This window comes from Zunongwangia profunda SM-A87 (assembly GCF_000023465.1).
Taxonomy (GTDB): domain Bacteria; phylum Bacteroidota; class Bacteroidia; order Flavobacteriales; family Flavobacteriaceae; genus Zunongwangia; species Zunongwangia profunda.
Genome location: NC_014041.1, coordinates 5,039,449 through 5,056,076, shown reverse-complemented (window position 1 = coordinate 5,056,076; position 16,628 = coordinate 5,039,449). Strand labels below are relative to the sequence as shown.

9 protein-coding genes are annotated in these 16,628 nt (G+C 39.3%); 5 read left to right on the top strand and 4 right to left on the bottom strand.

From position 1 onward, the window contains the following. Window positions 1–13 precede the first annotated feature (13 nt). The 5 genes from ZPR_RS22095 to ZPR_RS22075 all read left to right on the top strand — a co-directional run bounded on the left by ZPR_RS22095 (window position 14) and on the right by ZPR_RS22075 (window position 9,066). Window positions 14–2,578, top strand: a complete 2,565-nt coding sequence (locus ZPR_RS22095; protein ID WP_013074023.1) for a zinc-dependent metalloprotease — start codon at window positions 14–16, stop codon at window positions 2,576–2,578. Between the two features lie 3 nt (window positions 2,579–2,581). After that, on the top strand, window positions 2,582–5,875 hold the full coding sequence (locus tag ZPR_RS22090; RefSeq protein WP_041579384.1) for a SusC/RagA family TonB-linked outer membrane protein: 3,294 nt from the start codon (window positions 2,582–2,584) through the stop codon (window positions 5,873–5,875). A 21-nt stretch (window positions 5,876–5,896) separates the two neighbouring features. Next, on the top strand, window positions 5,897–7,213 hold the full coding sequence (locus ZPR_RS22085; RefSeq protein ID WP_013074021.1) for a RagB/SusD family nutrient uptake outer membrane protein: 1,317 nt from the start codon (window positions 5,897–5,899) through the stop codon (window positions 7,211–7,213). A gap of 91 nt (window positions 7,214–7,304) precedes the next feature. Continuing rightward, complete coding sequence (locus tag ZPR_RS22080) at window positions 7,305–8,342, top strand: hypothetical protein (protein ID WP_013074020.1); 1,038 nt, start codon at window positions 7,305–7,307, stop codon at window positions 8,340–8,342. 70 nt (window positions 8,343–8,412) lie between these two features. After that, entirely contained in the window at window positions 8,413–9,066 is a 654-nt protein-coding gene (locus ZPR_RS22075) for a hypothetical protein (RefSeq protein ID WP_013074019.1), read from the top strand. 91 nt (window positions 9,067–9,157) lie between these two features. Here the strand turns inward: ZPR_RS22075 and ZPR_RS22070 are convergent, their stop codons facing one another. From ZPR_RS22070 to ZPR_RS22055, 4 genes are all read right to left on the bottom strand, one after another. Next, window positions 9,158–10,003: a 3-keto-disaccharide hydrolase gene (locus tag ZPR_RS22070; protein ID WP_013074018.1), complete on the bottom strand. Its 846-nt coding sequence runs from the start codon at window positions 10,001–10,003 to the stop codon at window positions 9,158–9,160. A gap of 27 nt (window positions 10,004–10,030) precedes the next feature. Beyond that, on the bottom strand, window positions 10,031–11,506 hold the full coding sequence (locus ZPR_RS22065; protein WP_013074017.1) for a Gfo/Idh/MocA family protein: 1,476 nt from the start codon (window positions 11,504–11,506) through the stop codon (window positions 10,031–10,033). Between the two features lie 160 nt (window positions 11,507–11,666). Next, window positions 11,667–13,514, bottom strand: coding sequence for a RagB/SusD family nutrient uptake outer membrane protein (locus ZPR_RS22060; protein ID WP_013074016.1), 1,848 nt, complete (start codon window positions 13,512–13,514; stop codon window positions 11,667–11,669). A 15-nt stretch (window positions 13,515–13,529) separates the two neighbouring features. Continuing rightward, the gene (locus ZPR_RS22055; RefSeq protein ID WP_041579382.1) at window positions 13,530–16,565 is read right to left on the bottom strand and encodes a SusC/RagA family TonB-linked outer membrane protein; all 3,036 of its coding nucleotides are present in this window, start codon (window positions 16,563–16,565) and stop codon (window positions 13,530–13,532) included. Between the last annotated feature and the right edge of the window lie 63 nt (window positions 16,566–16,628).

The window sequence follows — 16,628 nt, the reverse complement described above, 5'->3', positions numbered from 1 at the left end:
AATAATCTATTTCATGAAAAAATTCTTATTGAATTTAACTATTCACCACTGGGCCCTAATGATGCTGGTAGCTTTTCTAAGTACCGGAATAACGGCTAATGCCCAGGAAGAAAAAAAGGATAATAAGAAAAAAGAGGAAAATAAAGAGAGTGCAGAGGATTCTACAAGCGTGGACAGTGACGAACTGAGCTATGAAAAATTCTTAAAAGATGGGGAGGTAAGAAAGGGCTTGTTTAATGTGTATACCATTGAAGATGATTATTATTTTGAAATACCAGACACTTTAATGTCTCAGGATTTACTCATCGTAAATAAGATCTCCAGTGTTCCCTATGCTTTAAACGGGCATGGCCTAAATAAAGGGATGGCGTTTGAGACCAAACTTGTTCGATTCTATAAAGATACTGTACGTAAAAAAGTATGGGCAAAAACCATAAATCCCAGAGTGCAATCTCCGGGAGATGCCGCCATTACCTTATCGGTAAAAGATAATTTTAGCGAGTCGATTATCGAGGAATTCGATATCACTACCCAAAATACCGATTCTACGTCGACTGTTTTTAAAGTAAATAAAATTTTTAGCGGAAAAGAAAAAAGCTTTAGTGATGTTTTGGCCAATATCGGCCTTGGAGGGAGTATTAAAACCAATTTATCCCTTATCGAAGAGATAAAGGCATTTCCCGAAAATATCGTTGCCAAATCCCTGCTTACCACTTCGGTTAGTGAAGGTGGGAGTGCTGCCTTACCACTTTCTATAGGAGTAACGACAAACATTGTGCTGCTGCCTAAAAAGGTAATGAAGCCTAGATTTGGAGATCAACGAATCGGGTACTTTTCAACCCCGATGGAATATTTTACCGATGCCCAACAAGAAGTGGAATCCAGAAAGCTTATTACCCGATGGAGGCTGGAACCTAAAGAAGAAGATATCGATAAATATCAGCAGGGCGTACTTGTAGAGCCAAAGGAACCTATAGTTTATTTTATAGATCCTTCTACACCAAAACAGTGGGTGCCTTTTATAAAACAGGGGGTATTAGACTGGAATGTGGCCTTTGAAGAGGCGGGCTTTAAAAATGCCGTACAGGTGAAAATCCCTTCAGCAGAGGATAAAGACTTCGATATTGATGATGTGCGGTATTCTGTGATTACCTATGCCGCTTCAGAGCAACAAAACGCCATGGGACCCTCTGTAGTTGATCCCAGAAGTGGAGAAATTTTAGAGTCGGATATTATTTGGTGGCATAACTTAATGAAAGGACTGCACTCCTGGATTCGCGTGCAAACCGGGGTAATCGATGCAAATGCCAGGGCGAATACATTTTCAGAAAAACATATGGGAGAAGCCATACGCTTTGTTTCTTCTCATGAGGTAGGACATACTTTTGGCCTTAAACACAATATGGGAGCTTCTTATAGTTACCCCGTAGATTCGTTACGATCTAAAAGTTTTACCTCAAGAATGGGAGGGACGGCTCCTTCGATCATGGATTATGCCCGATTTAATTATGTAGCCCAGCCCGAGGATAGCGTGGTTGATATTACGCCTAAAATTGGGGTTTATGACAAATATGCGATCGACTGGGGATATCGATGGACGGGAGCGGAAACAGCGCATAAGGAGTTACCACTTACCAATCAATGGATCCGTAAACATGAAAACGATCCATTGTATTTCTATGGTGCGCAGCAGATGGATATTGTGGATCCCAGGTCGCAAAGTGAAGATCTTGGGGATAATGCCGTAAAAGCCAGTGAATATGGATTAAAAAACCTTAAACGAATAATGCCCAATATCCTGGAATGGACCAGTGAAGAAGGGCAGGATTATTATAAAGCTTCAAAATTATATAAGTCGGTTATCGATCAATGGGAGCTTTATAATAAACATGTGATGGCGAATATTGGAGGTCTTTATCTTAATAATACCGTATATGGAGATGGCAAGGAAAGCTACCAACCGGTTCCTGCAAACCTGCAAAAACAAGCGCTGGAGTATGTGATCCAAAATGCAATACTTCCGCAGGAATGGTTATTTACGCCAGCTATGATTGATAAGGTCTTTGCCGTTAGGGATGCACCCGATGGGGAACGCTATTACTCACCGGTTTCTATGCAGCGAATCTATCAGACCAATATGATCTATGCTTTATTGAAAACCGACCGATTAATGCGAATCACGGAAAATGAAATTCTTGCAAAGAATGAAAAAGAAGTGTTTACCGAAGAATACCTTTTTGATCGACTTTTTGAAGCCATTTTCAAAAACACAAAAAAGAATAAGCATCTGAACAGGTTCGATAGAATTACCCAGAAAAATTATGTAGACGTACTTACGGTAGATCGAAATGAGCTGTTGAAGAAAACCAAAGAACATACGCTTTCTGATGACGACAGGAATTTTAAAAATGTTCATTTCTCTTATATCCCAAGGGTTTCTGATGCCAGTACCAGTAAAAGATATGCGCTGGAAAAAATACTAAAGCTTCTTAAGAAGAAGAAAAACAAAGGAGACGAATTAACTAAAGCACACTATAGAGATCTAATATCTCGTATAGAATACAATCTCAATAATTAGATAATGAAAAGATTAATCTACTTTTTAATATTTATGCCACTGGCACTTATTGCCCAGGATCAGGTTCTGGTAACCGGTACGGTGGTTGGAGGAAAACCAGAAATGCCCATTGCCGGGGCTTCTGTTTACGTATCCTCTTCAATGGTTGGAAATCAAACCGACGAGAAAGGTATCCTGCAGGGAGCTATGCTGGGGACAACCACCGATTTTGATGGAAATTTTGAACTAAGGGTCGATCCTAATATTAAATCCCTGGTGATTTCGTATATGGGATTTGAATCTAAAACCATTGAACTTGGGAATAACACTAAAAATTTAAGGATCACACTAAAAGAAAGTTCAGAGAATCTTGATGAGGTTATTATCACTGGATATCAGAAAATTGAAAAAAGGAAGGCGACATCGGCTTATGCGAAGGTTGATGTAGCAGAAATTGAGCAGGCTGGTGTGGCAACGGTAGACCAGATGTTAACCGGACAGTTACCAGGGGTAATGGTACAGCCTACCACGGGTGCTCCCGGTGCAGCCTCGAAAATTTCGATTCGTGGTATCGCTACGCTAAATGGTTCTTCAGATCCGCTATGGGTACTTGATGGAATTCCGTTACAGGGCGATGATATTCCGGAAGATTTTAGAGATAAAGATAATATTGATAATCTTCAATCTTCGCCTATCGCGGGATTAAATCCCGGAGATATAGAAAGTATCACCGTGTTGAAGGATGCCTCGGCTACTTCAATTTATGGAGCCCGTGCGGCAAATGGCGTAATTGTCATTACCAGTAAAAAAGGTAAGAGAGGGGCAATGCGTATAAATACCAATGCCAATGTATTTGTGACGCAACGACCAGACTTTAGCAAACTGAATTTATTGAATGCTTCGCAAAAGGTAGATTTAGAACTTTACCTGGCTAGCAGACCGGATCTTACCTATCAGCAAAACAGGGGAGCGGTTGCCCGAATTTTAAATAATTATAATCAGTACGATAATTTTCAGAATAATGGGTTCGACGCCATTTCTTCAACAGCTCAAAACGCCATTAATGAGCTTAGAAACGTGAATACCAACTGGGGAAAGGAGTTATACCAAATGGCCGTAAATCAGCAGTATACGCTTAGTATCTCTGGAGGTAGTGAAAATAATGATTATTATTTCTCTGCCGGCCTTTTTGATGAACAGGGAACAACTATTGGCACTGGTCAAAAGCGTTTTAATATAACCCTTAAAGATAATTTTTCGATTACCGATAAATTAAAGGTTGGGGTGGCCTTATTTGGAAGCCAAAACAGAACTTCATCTTATATATCTGGGGCTGATGCTTATACAAACCCGGCGTATTATGCCAGGCATGCCAATCCATACCTTAGATTAACCGATGCCGCCGGCAATTATGTGTATGACCCGGATCTGGTAGAACGCTCAGATCTAAATCTTAATTATAATGTTCTTGAAGAACGAAGAAATACAGCGCATGAGTATAAAGCAAATTCATTGAAATCAATTTTTAATATTGATTATGATTTTAATGAGGACTTAAAATTTTCTACGCAACTAGGGCTACAACTAGATTTTAATAGTACAGAAAAGGTAAGCGATAAAAACAGTTATTATACGCGTAAATATCGTCAGCAATCAAGATACAGCGTGAGTGGTGGCTATGATTATTATATGCCGGAAGGCGGAATTATCCAAAACTGGAACGCCGATGTGTTTCAGTATAACTGGAAAACAACCGCAAATTATAACACTACTTTTAATAAAAGGCATGAGCTGGATCTGATGTTAGGAACCGAGTTCAGACAAAACAAGCATACTGAGATCCATACCAAAGGATTCGGTTTTAATTCGAATACGCTCACTACCATTCCAATTACTAATGAATTGGCTTTGAAGAATTCGTTATTCGATACCTATAAAAAGACCTATAATGAGAATGTTTTTGCATCATTTTATGGAACTGCATCCTATACACTGGACAGGAAATATACCGTATTTGGGAGTTTAAGATATGATGGCTCTAACTTATTTGGTGTAAACCCTAAATATCGATACCTGCCAATATGGTCTTTTGCAGGTTCATGGAATTTAGATAAGGAGGATTTTATGGCAAATATTGATGCTATAGATATGCTTAAACTTAGAGCTTCTTACGGGGTGCAGGGAAATATCGATAAATCTACTTCTCCTTTTGTTGTGGGTCAATATAATAATGTCTCGATACTTCCGGGAACCAATGAAGAAGCTATACGAGCAACCAATGCACCTAACCCTAACCTGAGATGGGAAAAAACGACATCTTCTAACATCGGTTTTGATTTGAGCCTGTTTAATAATCGTGTTTTTCTAACCGGAGATTATTATTCCAGAAAGAGTACAGATCTAATAGGTTTACGATCGATTCCCCTGGAGAACGGTTATAACTTTATAAGTACAAACTGGGCTACGGTAAGTAATAAGGGATATGAATTATCGATTAATACCACCAATATCAACACCCCGAATTTTAGATGGACAAGCGGACTGAATATCGCGCATAATAAAAGTGTGGTTGAAGATATTGAAATACCGGAAAACAACCTGAAGCCTTCTTTAAAAGGCTATAGTGTTAAGGCTATTTTTGCGCTTAAAACAGCCGGGCTGGATAGTAATGGCCTACCATTATTCTGGAAAAACGGAAGAAAAGTAACTGCGGTAGAGTTTTATAATCTGGAAGAAGGAGTAGATGGAAGTCAGTTATCACGAGAGAATCACAGAAACTTATATACCTACGCGGGCGATGGGATGCCAAAGTTTACCGGTGGTTTTAGAAACACCTTTTCGTATAAACAATTTGATCTTCGGGTTTTAACCAATTTCAATATTAAACAAACCGTAAGAGCTGAGCCTACTTACAACCCTACTCAGGCTCAGCCGGGTTCTAATTATAATACGGATATTTTAAAAGCGGGTACAGGAAAATATCCTGCATTGATTGGAGCAAATTCGCCAGGATTCAATACCAATCTGCTGTACAGTTGGTACAATACCTACGATGCCGGCAATACCTATAAAGACCTGGATATATGGCTTAAAGATATTTCCTATATACGAATTAGTAGTATTCGGTTAAGCTATGCACTCCCTAAGAAGCAACTGGAAAAACTGAGAATTTCAGGTTTAAATTTTAATCTGGAGGCCCGAAACATGTTTGTGATCGGAACCGATTACGACGGGTACTTTGATCCTGAAACTTATGGCAGCTTATACGCACAACCTATTCCGAAAATTATCTCGGCAGGATTTAATCTCTCTTTATAATACTGATTATAACACCGTACTATGAAAAAGCTACTTTACTTTTTTACATTAATAATTGGCCTTACTTCCTGTGATGATTATTTGGAAGTACAACCGGTAGGTCAGGTCATTCCAAAAAGCGTAGAAGATTATAGAAGTTTTCTAACTTCTGCATATTCGATCACTAATCTTGGTAAGATTCTAACCAGCTATCGCAGTGATGAGCTTCGATTAAATCCAAATGCTTCCGGAATTGAGCAATATGAAGACATTTTTATATGGAATGATCGCAATGCGAGTCCGCTTACCAGATCTTTTCCATATGGCAGTTTTTATACTATTATTTTCTACTGTAATCATATTATAGAAAATCAGAATAACATCGAAGGCGATCAACACAGTATCGACCAGTTAGTGGGTGAGGCCTATGCACTTAGATCCATGCAATATTTTGAACTGGTTAATTTATACGCAAAACCTTATGATAAGAATGCTACAAACGAAGAACCGGCAGTACCTATAGTTACCGAGTATGATGCCGAAAAAGCCTATCCAAAAAAATCTTTGGAAGACGTCTATACACAAATTTTGACTGATCTTGAACAAGCACAAGCTTTAGTGAAGGTGAGCCAACAGGAGGAAGGACTAAATTACAGATTTTCAAAAATAGCAGTACTGGCATTTCGGGCCCGGGTAGCCTTGTATCAACAAGACTGGGAAGAAGCCATAGCCTTTTCGAAAGAAGCATTAAGCATAAAAGCTGATATTCAAAATCTTAATGATAATGCATCCATAATGCCGTCAGAATATAACTCAGTGGAATCCATTTTAGCCCTGGAAAAGATAGCTGATCTGGAGCTTGTAGCAAAAGCAAGTATATCTGATGATTTGATAGCAGCCTATGATCCGGAATCAGATTTGAGGTTTTCGCTTTATTTTGAACAGTATAATGATGGCCGATATCACTCTAAGAAAAGTGCACAAAATAAATTTAAAGTGAGTTACAGGACATCGGAGTTATACTTTATTATAGCTGAATCTCTCGCTCATTTAAATCAAACGGATAGTGCCAAAGAGACACTACTTGATTTTGCGGAGAACAGGTATACCCCATCTGGATTTTCTGCATATCAGGATTTTATAAATACGCTGGATAATGAAAGCCTGTTGACCGAAATTTTAAAAGAACGTAGAAGAGAATTTGCCATTGAGGGACATCGATGGAATGACCTAAGAAGAACCACACAACCGGAAATACGAAAAACCTATAATGGTAATAGCTATACGTTAGAAGAAGGAGATGAGCGGTATACGCTTTTGCTCCCCAACGATGCCATTATTAATAATCCTGATTTATAATCTGAAAAACTTTTGGGTGGGGCTGATTTTATCTTGCAGCTTACCTAAGTATATAAACCTAAGATAACCTAAACACCTTAAACATTTAATCATGAAAAAAACATTCTCAATTATTTTTGCTTTTATCGCCATAGCCTTGACCTCCTGCTCAAGTGATGATGATAATGCTGTACAGCCTTCTTCATTGGCTGAAATTACAGATTTCAGTCTTACGTTTAATAATGTTAATGAAAGCGATATTAACTATGATCTTGGTACCAATATCACTGTAAGCGTTCCTTTTGGAACATCATTAGAAGATATCATTCCGAATATTGCTATTTCTGAAGGAGCAACGATTACTCCTGCATCTGGAGAACAGGTAGATTTTGTGGATGGTGAAGCCAAAACTTTTACCGTTACTGCAGAAGATGGTTCTGTAAAAGAATATACGGTAACCGTAAACGTACGCGGAGAAGTAGGTAGTGGTTCTCGATTAAAAACAGTTACCACTGTTGATGATTATAGCTTTTTTGTTCTGGAAGAAACTACAAGCTACACGTATGACGAGACTTCAGGATTTGTAAATAGTTATACAACATTTGACGGTTTTGATACGGTAGAGTATACCCTTATTTATGATGATAAAAATCAAGTAACCGAAAAAACTCACAACGGAGGAAGAACAGAGTATACTTATGAAGATGGTAAAATCACCAAGGCTGAAGAGTTTGAAGATGATGCCTTAAAATATGTCTTTACATACAGTTATAATGAGCAAGATTTATTAGCACGAGAAGAAAGAACAAATCATCAGTTAGAAGAACCTACTGTAGATGACATCAGAACATTTACTTATGATGATAACGGCAATGTTATCAAGTTTGTGAGAGGTACAGCCCAGTCTAACACTGTAGAAGCTACTTATGATGACAAGAATAACCCATATAAAGGTATTTATCCTGCTGCCTATGCTGCAATCAAGGCAAGTATTGATGGTGTAAATACCAATAATCCTATTACTAGAAGTGAGGCCGATGAGGAATTGTCTTATGAGTACAATACAGATGATTACCCAGTTTCATCATCATATTCTAATGCGGAGGCAGGAGTAACGTATACCAGTAATTTTACCTACTACGCAGAATAATAAAGATTAGCCATAGCAAAAAAAGCAAGTATTCCCCTGGAATGCTTGCTTTTTTTATAAAATAGAAAGAATGAATAAATACTTTTTGCTTCTCCTTCTCGGAATTTTATGGGCTTGTGATGAGCATCATTCCGAAAATCAGAGCAATGATGAGGATTCATCCAATCCGGAGTCCCAATCGGAAACCAAAAAAGAAAAGCTGGTAAGCTTATATAAAGATTCGGTCATTCCGCTGTTTAAGGATATTCCTGATGTGAATCCTCCACAAGAAATTCATATTAATGCTGAAGATGTAAATATTGATGCGGGTGCTGCTTCGGATTATTTAGAAGTGAGTCAGGGATTGATTGATTTAGAGAATGAAGCCATTCAGCTCTTTGCTCTTACTCATGAAGTAGCTCATATGGCAACGCTACCTCAGGCGAAGATATTTAATCTTGCAGCGACTATTCCAAAGGGAAATAGCACCAATGACTATCAAAAAGCCGAGTATCTGGCAGATCTGATCGCAATTCATTTGATTCATATTAAAAAGCCGGAAAAATTCAAATTGATTCAAGGTGATTTTGAAACACTTCAGGAGATATTTGGAGGAGAAGTGTTCTCACATCCCAGTGGACAAAAAAGAATCTTATCCATGAAGCTATATATTGAAGATGGTCATTCTAAAGATGAAGCATTAGCGTTTAAAGAACGTTTTTTAGCTATTTGGAATATGGATTGATTATTTTTCTACTTCATTGAAATGCAAAAGCCTTACATTTTCTGTAAGGCTTTTGTGTTGCTATTTTATGATAATAAACGGTTTATGATTCTTATAGCTCTTTTATTTTTATATTTCTAAACCATACATCATCGCCATGATCCTGAAGTCCGATATAGCCTTTTTTATCATCCCCTCCGGCATTTAGAAAACTCTTCCAGTCTTTAAACTTACTGTCTTTAATCATTTCTTTCCATTCATCGGTCCATAAGTGATATTCCACAACATTTTCGCCGTTTTGGGTATGTACAACAGTTCCCCGGTATACAAGAACAGACACTTTATTCCATTCTCCTACAGGTTTAGCATTTTGTGGTCTGGCAGGTATTAAATCGTATAAAGAGCCCGCCTGCCTGTTGCCATCCTTACCTAATTTGGCATCCGGATGCCTGTCATTATCAAGAATCTGCATTTCAGGAGCCGAAGTGAAAATAGGCTCTCCTTCTATCTCTTCTGCTAAATAAAAAATTCCGCTGTTTCCTCCTTCCGAAATTTTCCATTCCAGGGAAAGTTCAAAATCTTTAAATTCCTCATCAAAGATGATATCTCCTCCATTACCGGCTTCTCCAGTACCTGCCCCCTGAACTTTTAAGGCTCCGTCTTCAATGATCCATCCTTTTTCAGGGAAAGAATCTTTAAGGTAGCCTCGCCAACCATCGGTGCTTTTACCGTCAAACAATAATTTCCAACCCTCTTCTTTCTCTTTTTCAGATAGTTGATTGGGAGAGGTAGCCGCAACTGTTTCTTCAGTATTTGCTGCCGTATCGACTGTCTCTTCGTCTGATGATTTCTTTTTGCTTTCTCCACAGCCTATCAGCACAGTACCTGATATAAAAAGCGCTGCCAACTGCAAATTGATCGTTTTTGTAATTCCTGATGAGCTTATTTTTCTTTTCATTCTTTTATATTTATATACAACCTGTTATTATGATAATTTCCAACCTTCTCTGTAATTATGTTTGATATACTCTTGTGATGCCTGTTTTGCATTAATTGTGGCATACTGGGTATCGAATTTAGGATCCCCTTCTACCACGGTAAACTTATCAGAAGTTACCACCCTAATTTCTTCGTTATCATTGATATTGGTGATTTCCATTTTTTCGGCATCCCATTCCAGTTTTTTCTTTAAATCCTGTAAACGCACGGCCAGATCTCCCATCACCACCACTTCATTAAACGGTCCTGAATACATAAAATTAGAACTGGCTTCCGTACGGCTTCCCTTAGGTTCTTTACAGGCTCTAACCCAATCCATTTCGTGACTGGTAGAAACACGTGGGATGGTTTTTTTAACCTTAGGAGGATCGTTTTCCCTGCCTACGATATAGGGATCACGACCGTAAGTACTACAAATAATGGTTCCTTTAGTTCCTACAACCATAGCTCCGCCGCCATCGTCTCCCATGATTTTTCCAGGGATCATACCTTCAGGTCGTTCTGGTAATAAACCGCCGTCATACCAGGTAAATTTGAGTTCGGGCATTTTTATGTTTTTCAGCTTTTTTCTTTCCGGGAAGTAGTAGGTCACCTTTTCGGCTATAGGGGCACTTTCAGTATTGACCTGTGAAGAACTTCCCTCAAAGGCGATAGGCTGTCCCAGGTTTAGGGCAAAATATACCGGATCTATCAGGTGACATCCCATGTCGCCTAAAGCGCCGGTTCCAAAATCCCACCATGCTCTCCAGTTCCATGGGGTATACGAAGGATGGTAAGGTCTGTAGTTAGCAGGACCGATAAAAAGATCCCAATCCAGGGTAGCGGGAACAGGAGGTTGCTCTTTTGGTCGTTCCAGTCCCTGGGGCCATATAGGGCGATTTGTCCAGGAATGGGCTTCTATCGGGTCGCCAATTTCGCCATTTTGTATCCATTCGGCGAATAATCGAGTGCCTTCACCAGAATGTCCCTGATTTCCCATTTGCGTGGCTACTCCAGTTTCTTTTGCTAATTGGGTTAAATAACGTGATTCATAAATAGAATGGGTAAGTGGCTTTTGAAGATACACATGCTTGCCTAATTTCATACTATCTGCAGCTGTTATCGCGTGAGTATGATCCGGAGTGGCAATCACAACAGCATCAATATCTTTGCTCATATCATCGAACATCTTTCGATAATCTTTATACTTCTTAGCTTTGGGATACCTGTTAAAGGTTCCGGCTGCATATTTCCAGTCTACATCTGCAAGGGCTACAATATTTTGCCCAGTTATATTTCCCAGGTTAGCAGCTCCCATTCCGCCTACGCCAATACCTGCAATATTTAGCGCATCACTGGGAGCCGTATATCCAACTCCTCCAAGAACATGCCTTGGAACAATGCTTATCCCGGCAGCAACAGTGGCGGTTCGGGATATAAACTTCCTTCTTGAGAAGGTTTTTTTCTCTTTTTTGTCGTCCATGATTTTAGTTTTAATTAGGGTATTCGGATTTCGTTTTATTTTTAAATAGCGGATCAACCTGGAAATCGGTTGATCCTGAACTATAAAAATATAAAAATTAGCTAAAACGATTTACTTTACTTGATTATTTATAATTTTTTAGTTGTTAATTGTTTTTTAATTACCAGAACGGATTTTGAACTAAATCGGGATTGATATCAATTTCCGTTTGATGGATAGGAACCCAGTAGTTCTTTTTAGAGAACCTACGTGTTTGATAAACGGTTCTTTGAAAGAAGCAATCGGGGTTATTTTCTTCGTCACAATATTCGGTACCAAAGAAATTCATCCCATAAAAATCCCTGTCTAGTGTTTCTTCACCAATTTTCCATCTTCGTATATCTCTATATCGTATACCCGATTCACAGTTTAATTCCACCCTGCGTTCCCTTCGTATGGCTTCTTTCATTTGGGCTTGAGTCATTCCTGCCGGAAGATCAGGAATTCCTGCTCGCTCTCGTATAAGGTTAACATATTCCAGAATTTGCGGATTTCCAGGATCAGATTCGTTTAAAGCTTCTGCATAATTTAGATAGGCTTCCCCTAAACGATATAAAATTCCTGGTCTATATGGATTGATTCCTGCCCTTGGATCATGATCTGGATGTACTTTTTTTCTAACCAAATACCCATTTTGTGGTGCATCGTGGGTTGGACCACCATCCCATTCCCCCAGCATAAATCGCGTAGTACGGTTCTCTCTTCTATACCAGGCCCTGTTATATAACACTGAGATATAGAAACGAGGCTCACGATGGGTATACATATTATAGGTATCGGGCAAGGTCACCTGTCCTTCTTTTCCCTCCTGATTTCCCTGAACTTCTATCCAGTTGGTATTGCGATATTCGGCCTCTTCTGAAAATCCTTTTTCCTTATAACCAGAATTAGGATCATCAATAGGTAATCCATTCTCCATAAAGAAGGCATCTACCAGTGATTGAGTGACACCAAGGCCGCCATTTCCTCCCGTACCTCTTGGTTGTGCATGCTTGTCGTATTCCCAGTGATTATTATCCGGACGGGCAAATAGTATTTCTTTATTTCCATCTGTTGTCTTTCTAAACATCATATTTTGATATGAAAGAAATGGGTCTATTGATCCGTCTTCATTATACTCATAATAGAGGTCATGACCGGCGGTATGGGCTACGTCAATTAATTCTTTGCATGCGTCTGCAGCTTTAACCCATTTTTGAGGATCATACGTTGTATTAAATAAAGGTTCACCAAGGCTATTTACAAAACCATCATAATCTTTATTTCCATTAACCAGAGGACTGGCAGCAAATAATAACATTCTTGCTCTTACTGCCAGGGCCATTACAGAGGTCGCTCTACCAAATTTTGAACCATCGGAATAGCTATCGGGTAATTCGTTAGAAACCTCTTTAAGCTCGTTGTCAATCCAGGCTACGATTTCGTCAAATGGTCTTCGCTCTTTTAATAAGTTCTCATCGGCCGTAACGATCTTATCAGTAAATGGAACGGGGCCATAAGCTTCTATCAACAGCCAGTAATAATAGGCGACAAGGAAGCGGGCTTCATTTCTCATATTTTCAACATCTTCTTCTGTAACCTTTTGGGAGGGTAGCGGCCTAACATTTTCTATAAAAATAAAAGCAGACCTGATACGTTTGGGTAGGATGTCCCAGTAATTACTATCCCAGGAAGATGAGGGGCTCCAATTGCCTGTTTGCTTGGCTATCACGTTCCAGCCAAACTGTTCCCATCCCGTAGAGGGAGCCATATCATCGCCCAAAGCATCATATCCAATATCTTTAAGCATGGCAAAATATGGATCTGGCACACTGGAATAAATTCCCGCCAGCCAATCTTCGGTCCTGGTTTTATCATTAAAAACCTTCTCAAGGGTTAGCTGATCTTCCGGGGCCTTGTCTAAATAATCGGTACAAGAAAAAGATAGTACGCAGATGATGAGGATTATCGTATATGTTATATTTTTCATTTTATCGTTTTTTAATTAAAAATTGATATCGATTCCAGCGGTGAAAGCCTGAATTGGCGGATACCTGAAACCTGTAGAAGTATCTATTTCCGGATCCCAAAGATCGAATGAGGAGAAAGTCAGGAGGTTATTACCCCTTATATAAAAACGGGCCGTTTTCATATTTACTTTTTCGATAAACTTTTGAGGGAGTAGATATCCTATTTCGGCATTTTTTAAACGTAACATGCTCATATTCCTTAACCACCAGGTAGAAGCCATGCCATTATTTGCATTGGTTTGATTGGATAGTCTGGGCCAGAAGACATCCTGGCTGGGATTTTCAACCGTCCATCTATCATCTACATTTGAATAAATGTTACCCAAAGCAGCGGCTCCCGTACCCGGTATAAAATACTGGCCCCCGATCATACGATCTGTTCTGGCATTCCCCTGGAAAAATAACCCGATATCAAAATTTTTATACTGGGTATTGATTCCAAATCCATATACGATTTCAGGAGTGTAAGTTCCTCCTATAGCCGTTTCGTCCAGGCCGGTTATCCTGCCGTCCCCGTTTAAATCTTTATATTTGATGTCTCCGGGGCGTACCGGGCCAAACGTATGCTCGGGAACTCCGTCCTTTAAGATTCCTTCGTCAATATTCTCAAAGTCCTCATTTGTGAAAAGTCCGTCGTCCACCAGTCCAAAAATTTGTCCGACAGGTTTGCCGGTCGAAGATCTGCTGGTACCAATTAAGGCTTTTGGTTCGTCCTGTTCGATGATTTCATTATGGGCATAACTGAAGTTTCCCCAGGCTTTAATAAACAAGTCTTGAGAAAACTGTTTGTTAACATCAAGCGATAATTCGAATCCCTGATTATCTACTTTACCGTAATTGGCCCATGGATTGTTTACAAAGCCTGAAGAACCCGGTACTGTTCGTCGTTGTTGGAAAATATCCCTTCTTTGTTCTTTAAAGATATCAGCTCTTAAGTTGATGCTATTCCATAAGCCAAGTTCGATACCTAAATTTGCTTTGGCTACTGTTTCCCAGGTTAAGTCTGGAACACCATAATCGCCTTCCCATCTTCCAGATCTATAATAATCATTATTAACACCCCATCTATACCCGTTGGTCTCGTTAATAGTTGTTATATATGGGAAACGTCGGCCGCTTAACTGGTCATTTCCTACCAGACCATAAGAGGCTCTTATTTTTAAATTAGAAATGCTCTCGTTTAATTTTTCCATAAAGGGCTCCTCTGAAATAATCCATCCAGCCGCTACCGATGGGAAAAAGCCAAAACGTTTTCCTTTAGCAAAGTTTTCAGATCCATTGTATCCAAAGTTAAACTCGGCGATATACCTTCTTTTTTTGGAATATGATAAACGACCGGCGAACCCCTGGTTTCGATAGGGTAACCTATCGCCATTGTCATAATTACGCTGATTATATAATAATAGGCCATCTACCTGGTTTTCATCTCCAAAATTATTGGAGTATTCCAGTCGGCCCTCTATATAAACCGCTTTGTCTCCCCAATCAGATCCCGTTTCATATCCAAGGAAATCCTGCCCGTAGCTGTAAATGGTAAGATCTAAAGAACCGTCATCAAGCCTACCCGTAGCCGGGTTGAAATAATCTGGATTTTTTCTTCGGGTCACACTATTCGCATTATAACGGTCAAACGAGAACTTAAAGGTTGTTTTTAAACCTTTTAATAGAAAATCTAACTTTTGTTCTACCGAAAATAAAGACTCCAGTTTACTCGCACTTTGGCGTTCATATCCGGTTTGTGTGGCCAGTGCCCAGGGATTTGATCTTTCTGGTTGCACCGGTATTTCTCCTGATGAGTATTGGATAGGATGCTGGTATGGTGGTGTTTCAAAAGCCAGATTGAATAAGTCGTCTACAGATTGCGGAGCTCTTTTGAGATCCTGAAGATATCCTCCTATACTAACCCTGAAAAGTGTGGTTGGAGTAACATTTAAGTCAACATTCGACCTTAAATTGTAACGATCAAGATTAGGAGAAGAATCCCATTCCTGTGATGGATCTCTTTCAATGATACCCTGTTCATTATAATAGGAAGCGACAAAGGCATAACGAAGCAGTTCGCTTCCGCCAGAGATCGTAAGATTTACCCTGTCGTTTGAAGCAAAGTCTTTGGTGATCTCATCTAACCAGTTTACATCTGGATACAGATCCGGATCATTGCCCGCTCTTATGTTTTCAATTCTTTCTTCTGAAAACGGGGGTGTGGTACCTTCTTCACGCGCAATAGTATTGAATAACTCCAAATAATCTACGGCACCAACAAATTCTGGAAGGTGTACCGGCTGGGTAATACTGTGCTCATATCTTACATTTAGTTGAGGTTTACCAATTTTTCCTCTTTTAGTTGTAATCAAAATAACACCATTGGCACCTCTAACCCCATATACGGCGCTGGCCGCAGCATCTTTTAATATCGAAAATGTTGCTATTTCAGCCGGATCGATATTATTAAGCGATCTTTCAATGCCATCTACCAGTACCAGTGGTGCAGAATTACCGGCAAAAGATGAAATTCCCCGTATCCAAAATTGGGCGTTATCATAGCCCAGTTCTCCAGAGCGCTGTACGGCGATAACCCCTGCAAGTCGTCCAGCAAGATTATTACTAACAGATCGCGAAGAACTGTTTTGTAATTCTTCGGGCTCTATTGTTGAAACCGAACTAATAACCGAATATTTTTTCTGGGTTCCATAACCTACGACCACTACATCATCTAGAGACTCTGCATTTACCTCTAGTAAAATTTCATCTATCTCCTTATTCGCAGGAACACTTTTGGTTAGGTATCCTATATAGCTTATTTCTAATGTTGAAGTAGGGGAAACCTCAATTTCAAAATTACCGTCAAAATTGGTTATCGCGCCGTTATTCTTTCCGACTTCTATAATGTTTGCTCCCGGTATGGGCATTCGGGTTTCGGCATCCAGCACTTTTCCCGTTATGGTAATGGCATCTTGCGATGATGCCACTATACTAAAAAGGCAGCATAGTAAAAGTAAAAATTTTCTCATATTTTAAGCTTTGGTTAATTTTGATTGTTTTGCGTGATCATTCTGATATACTTACTTATAATG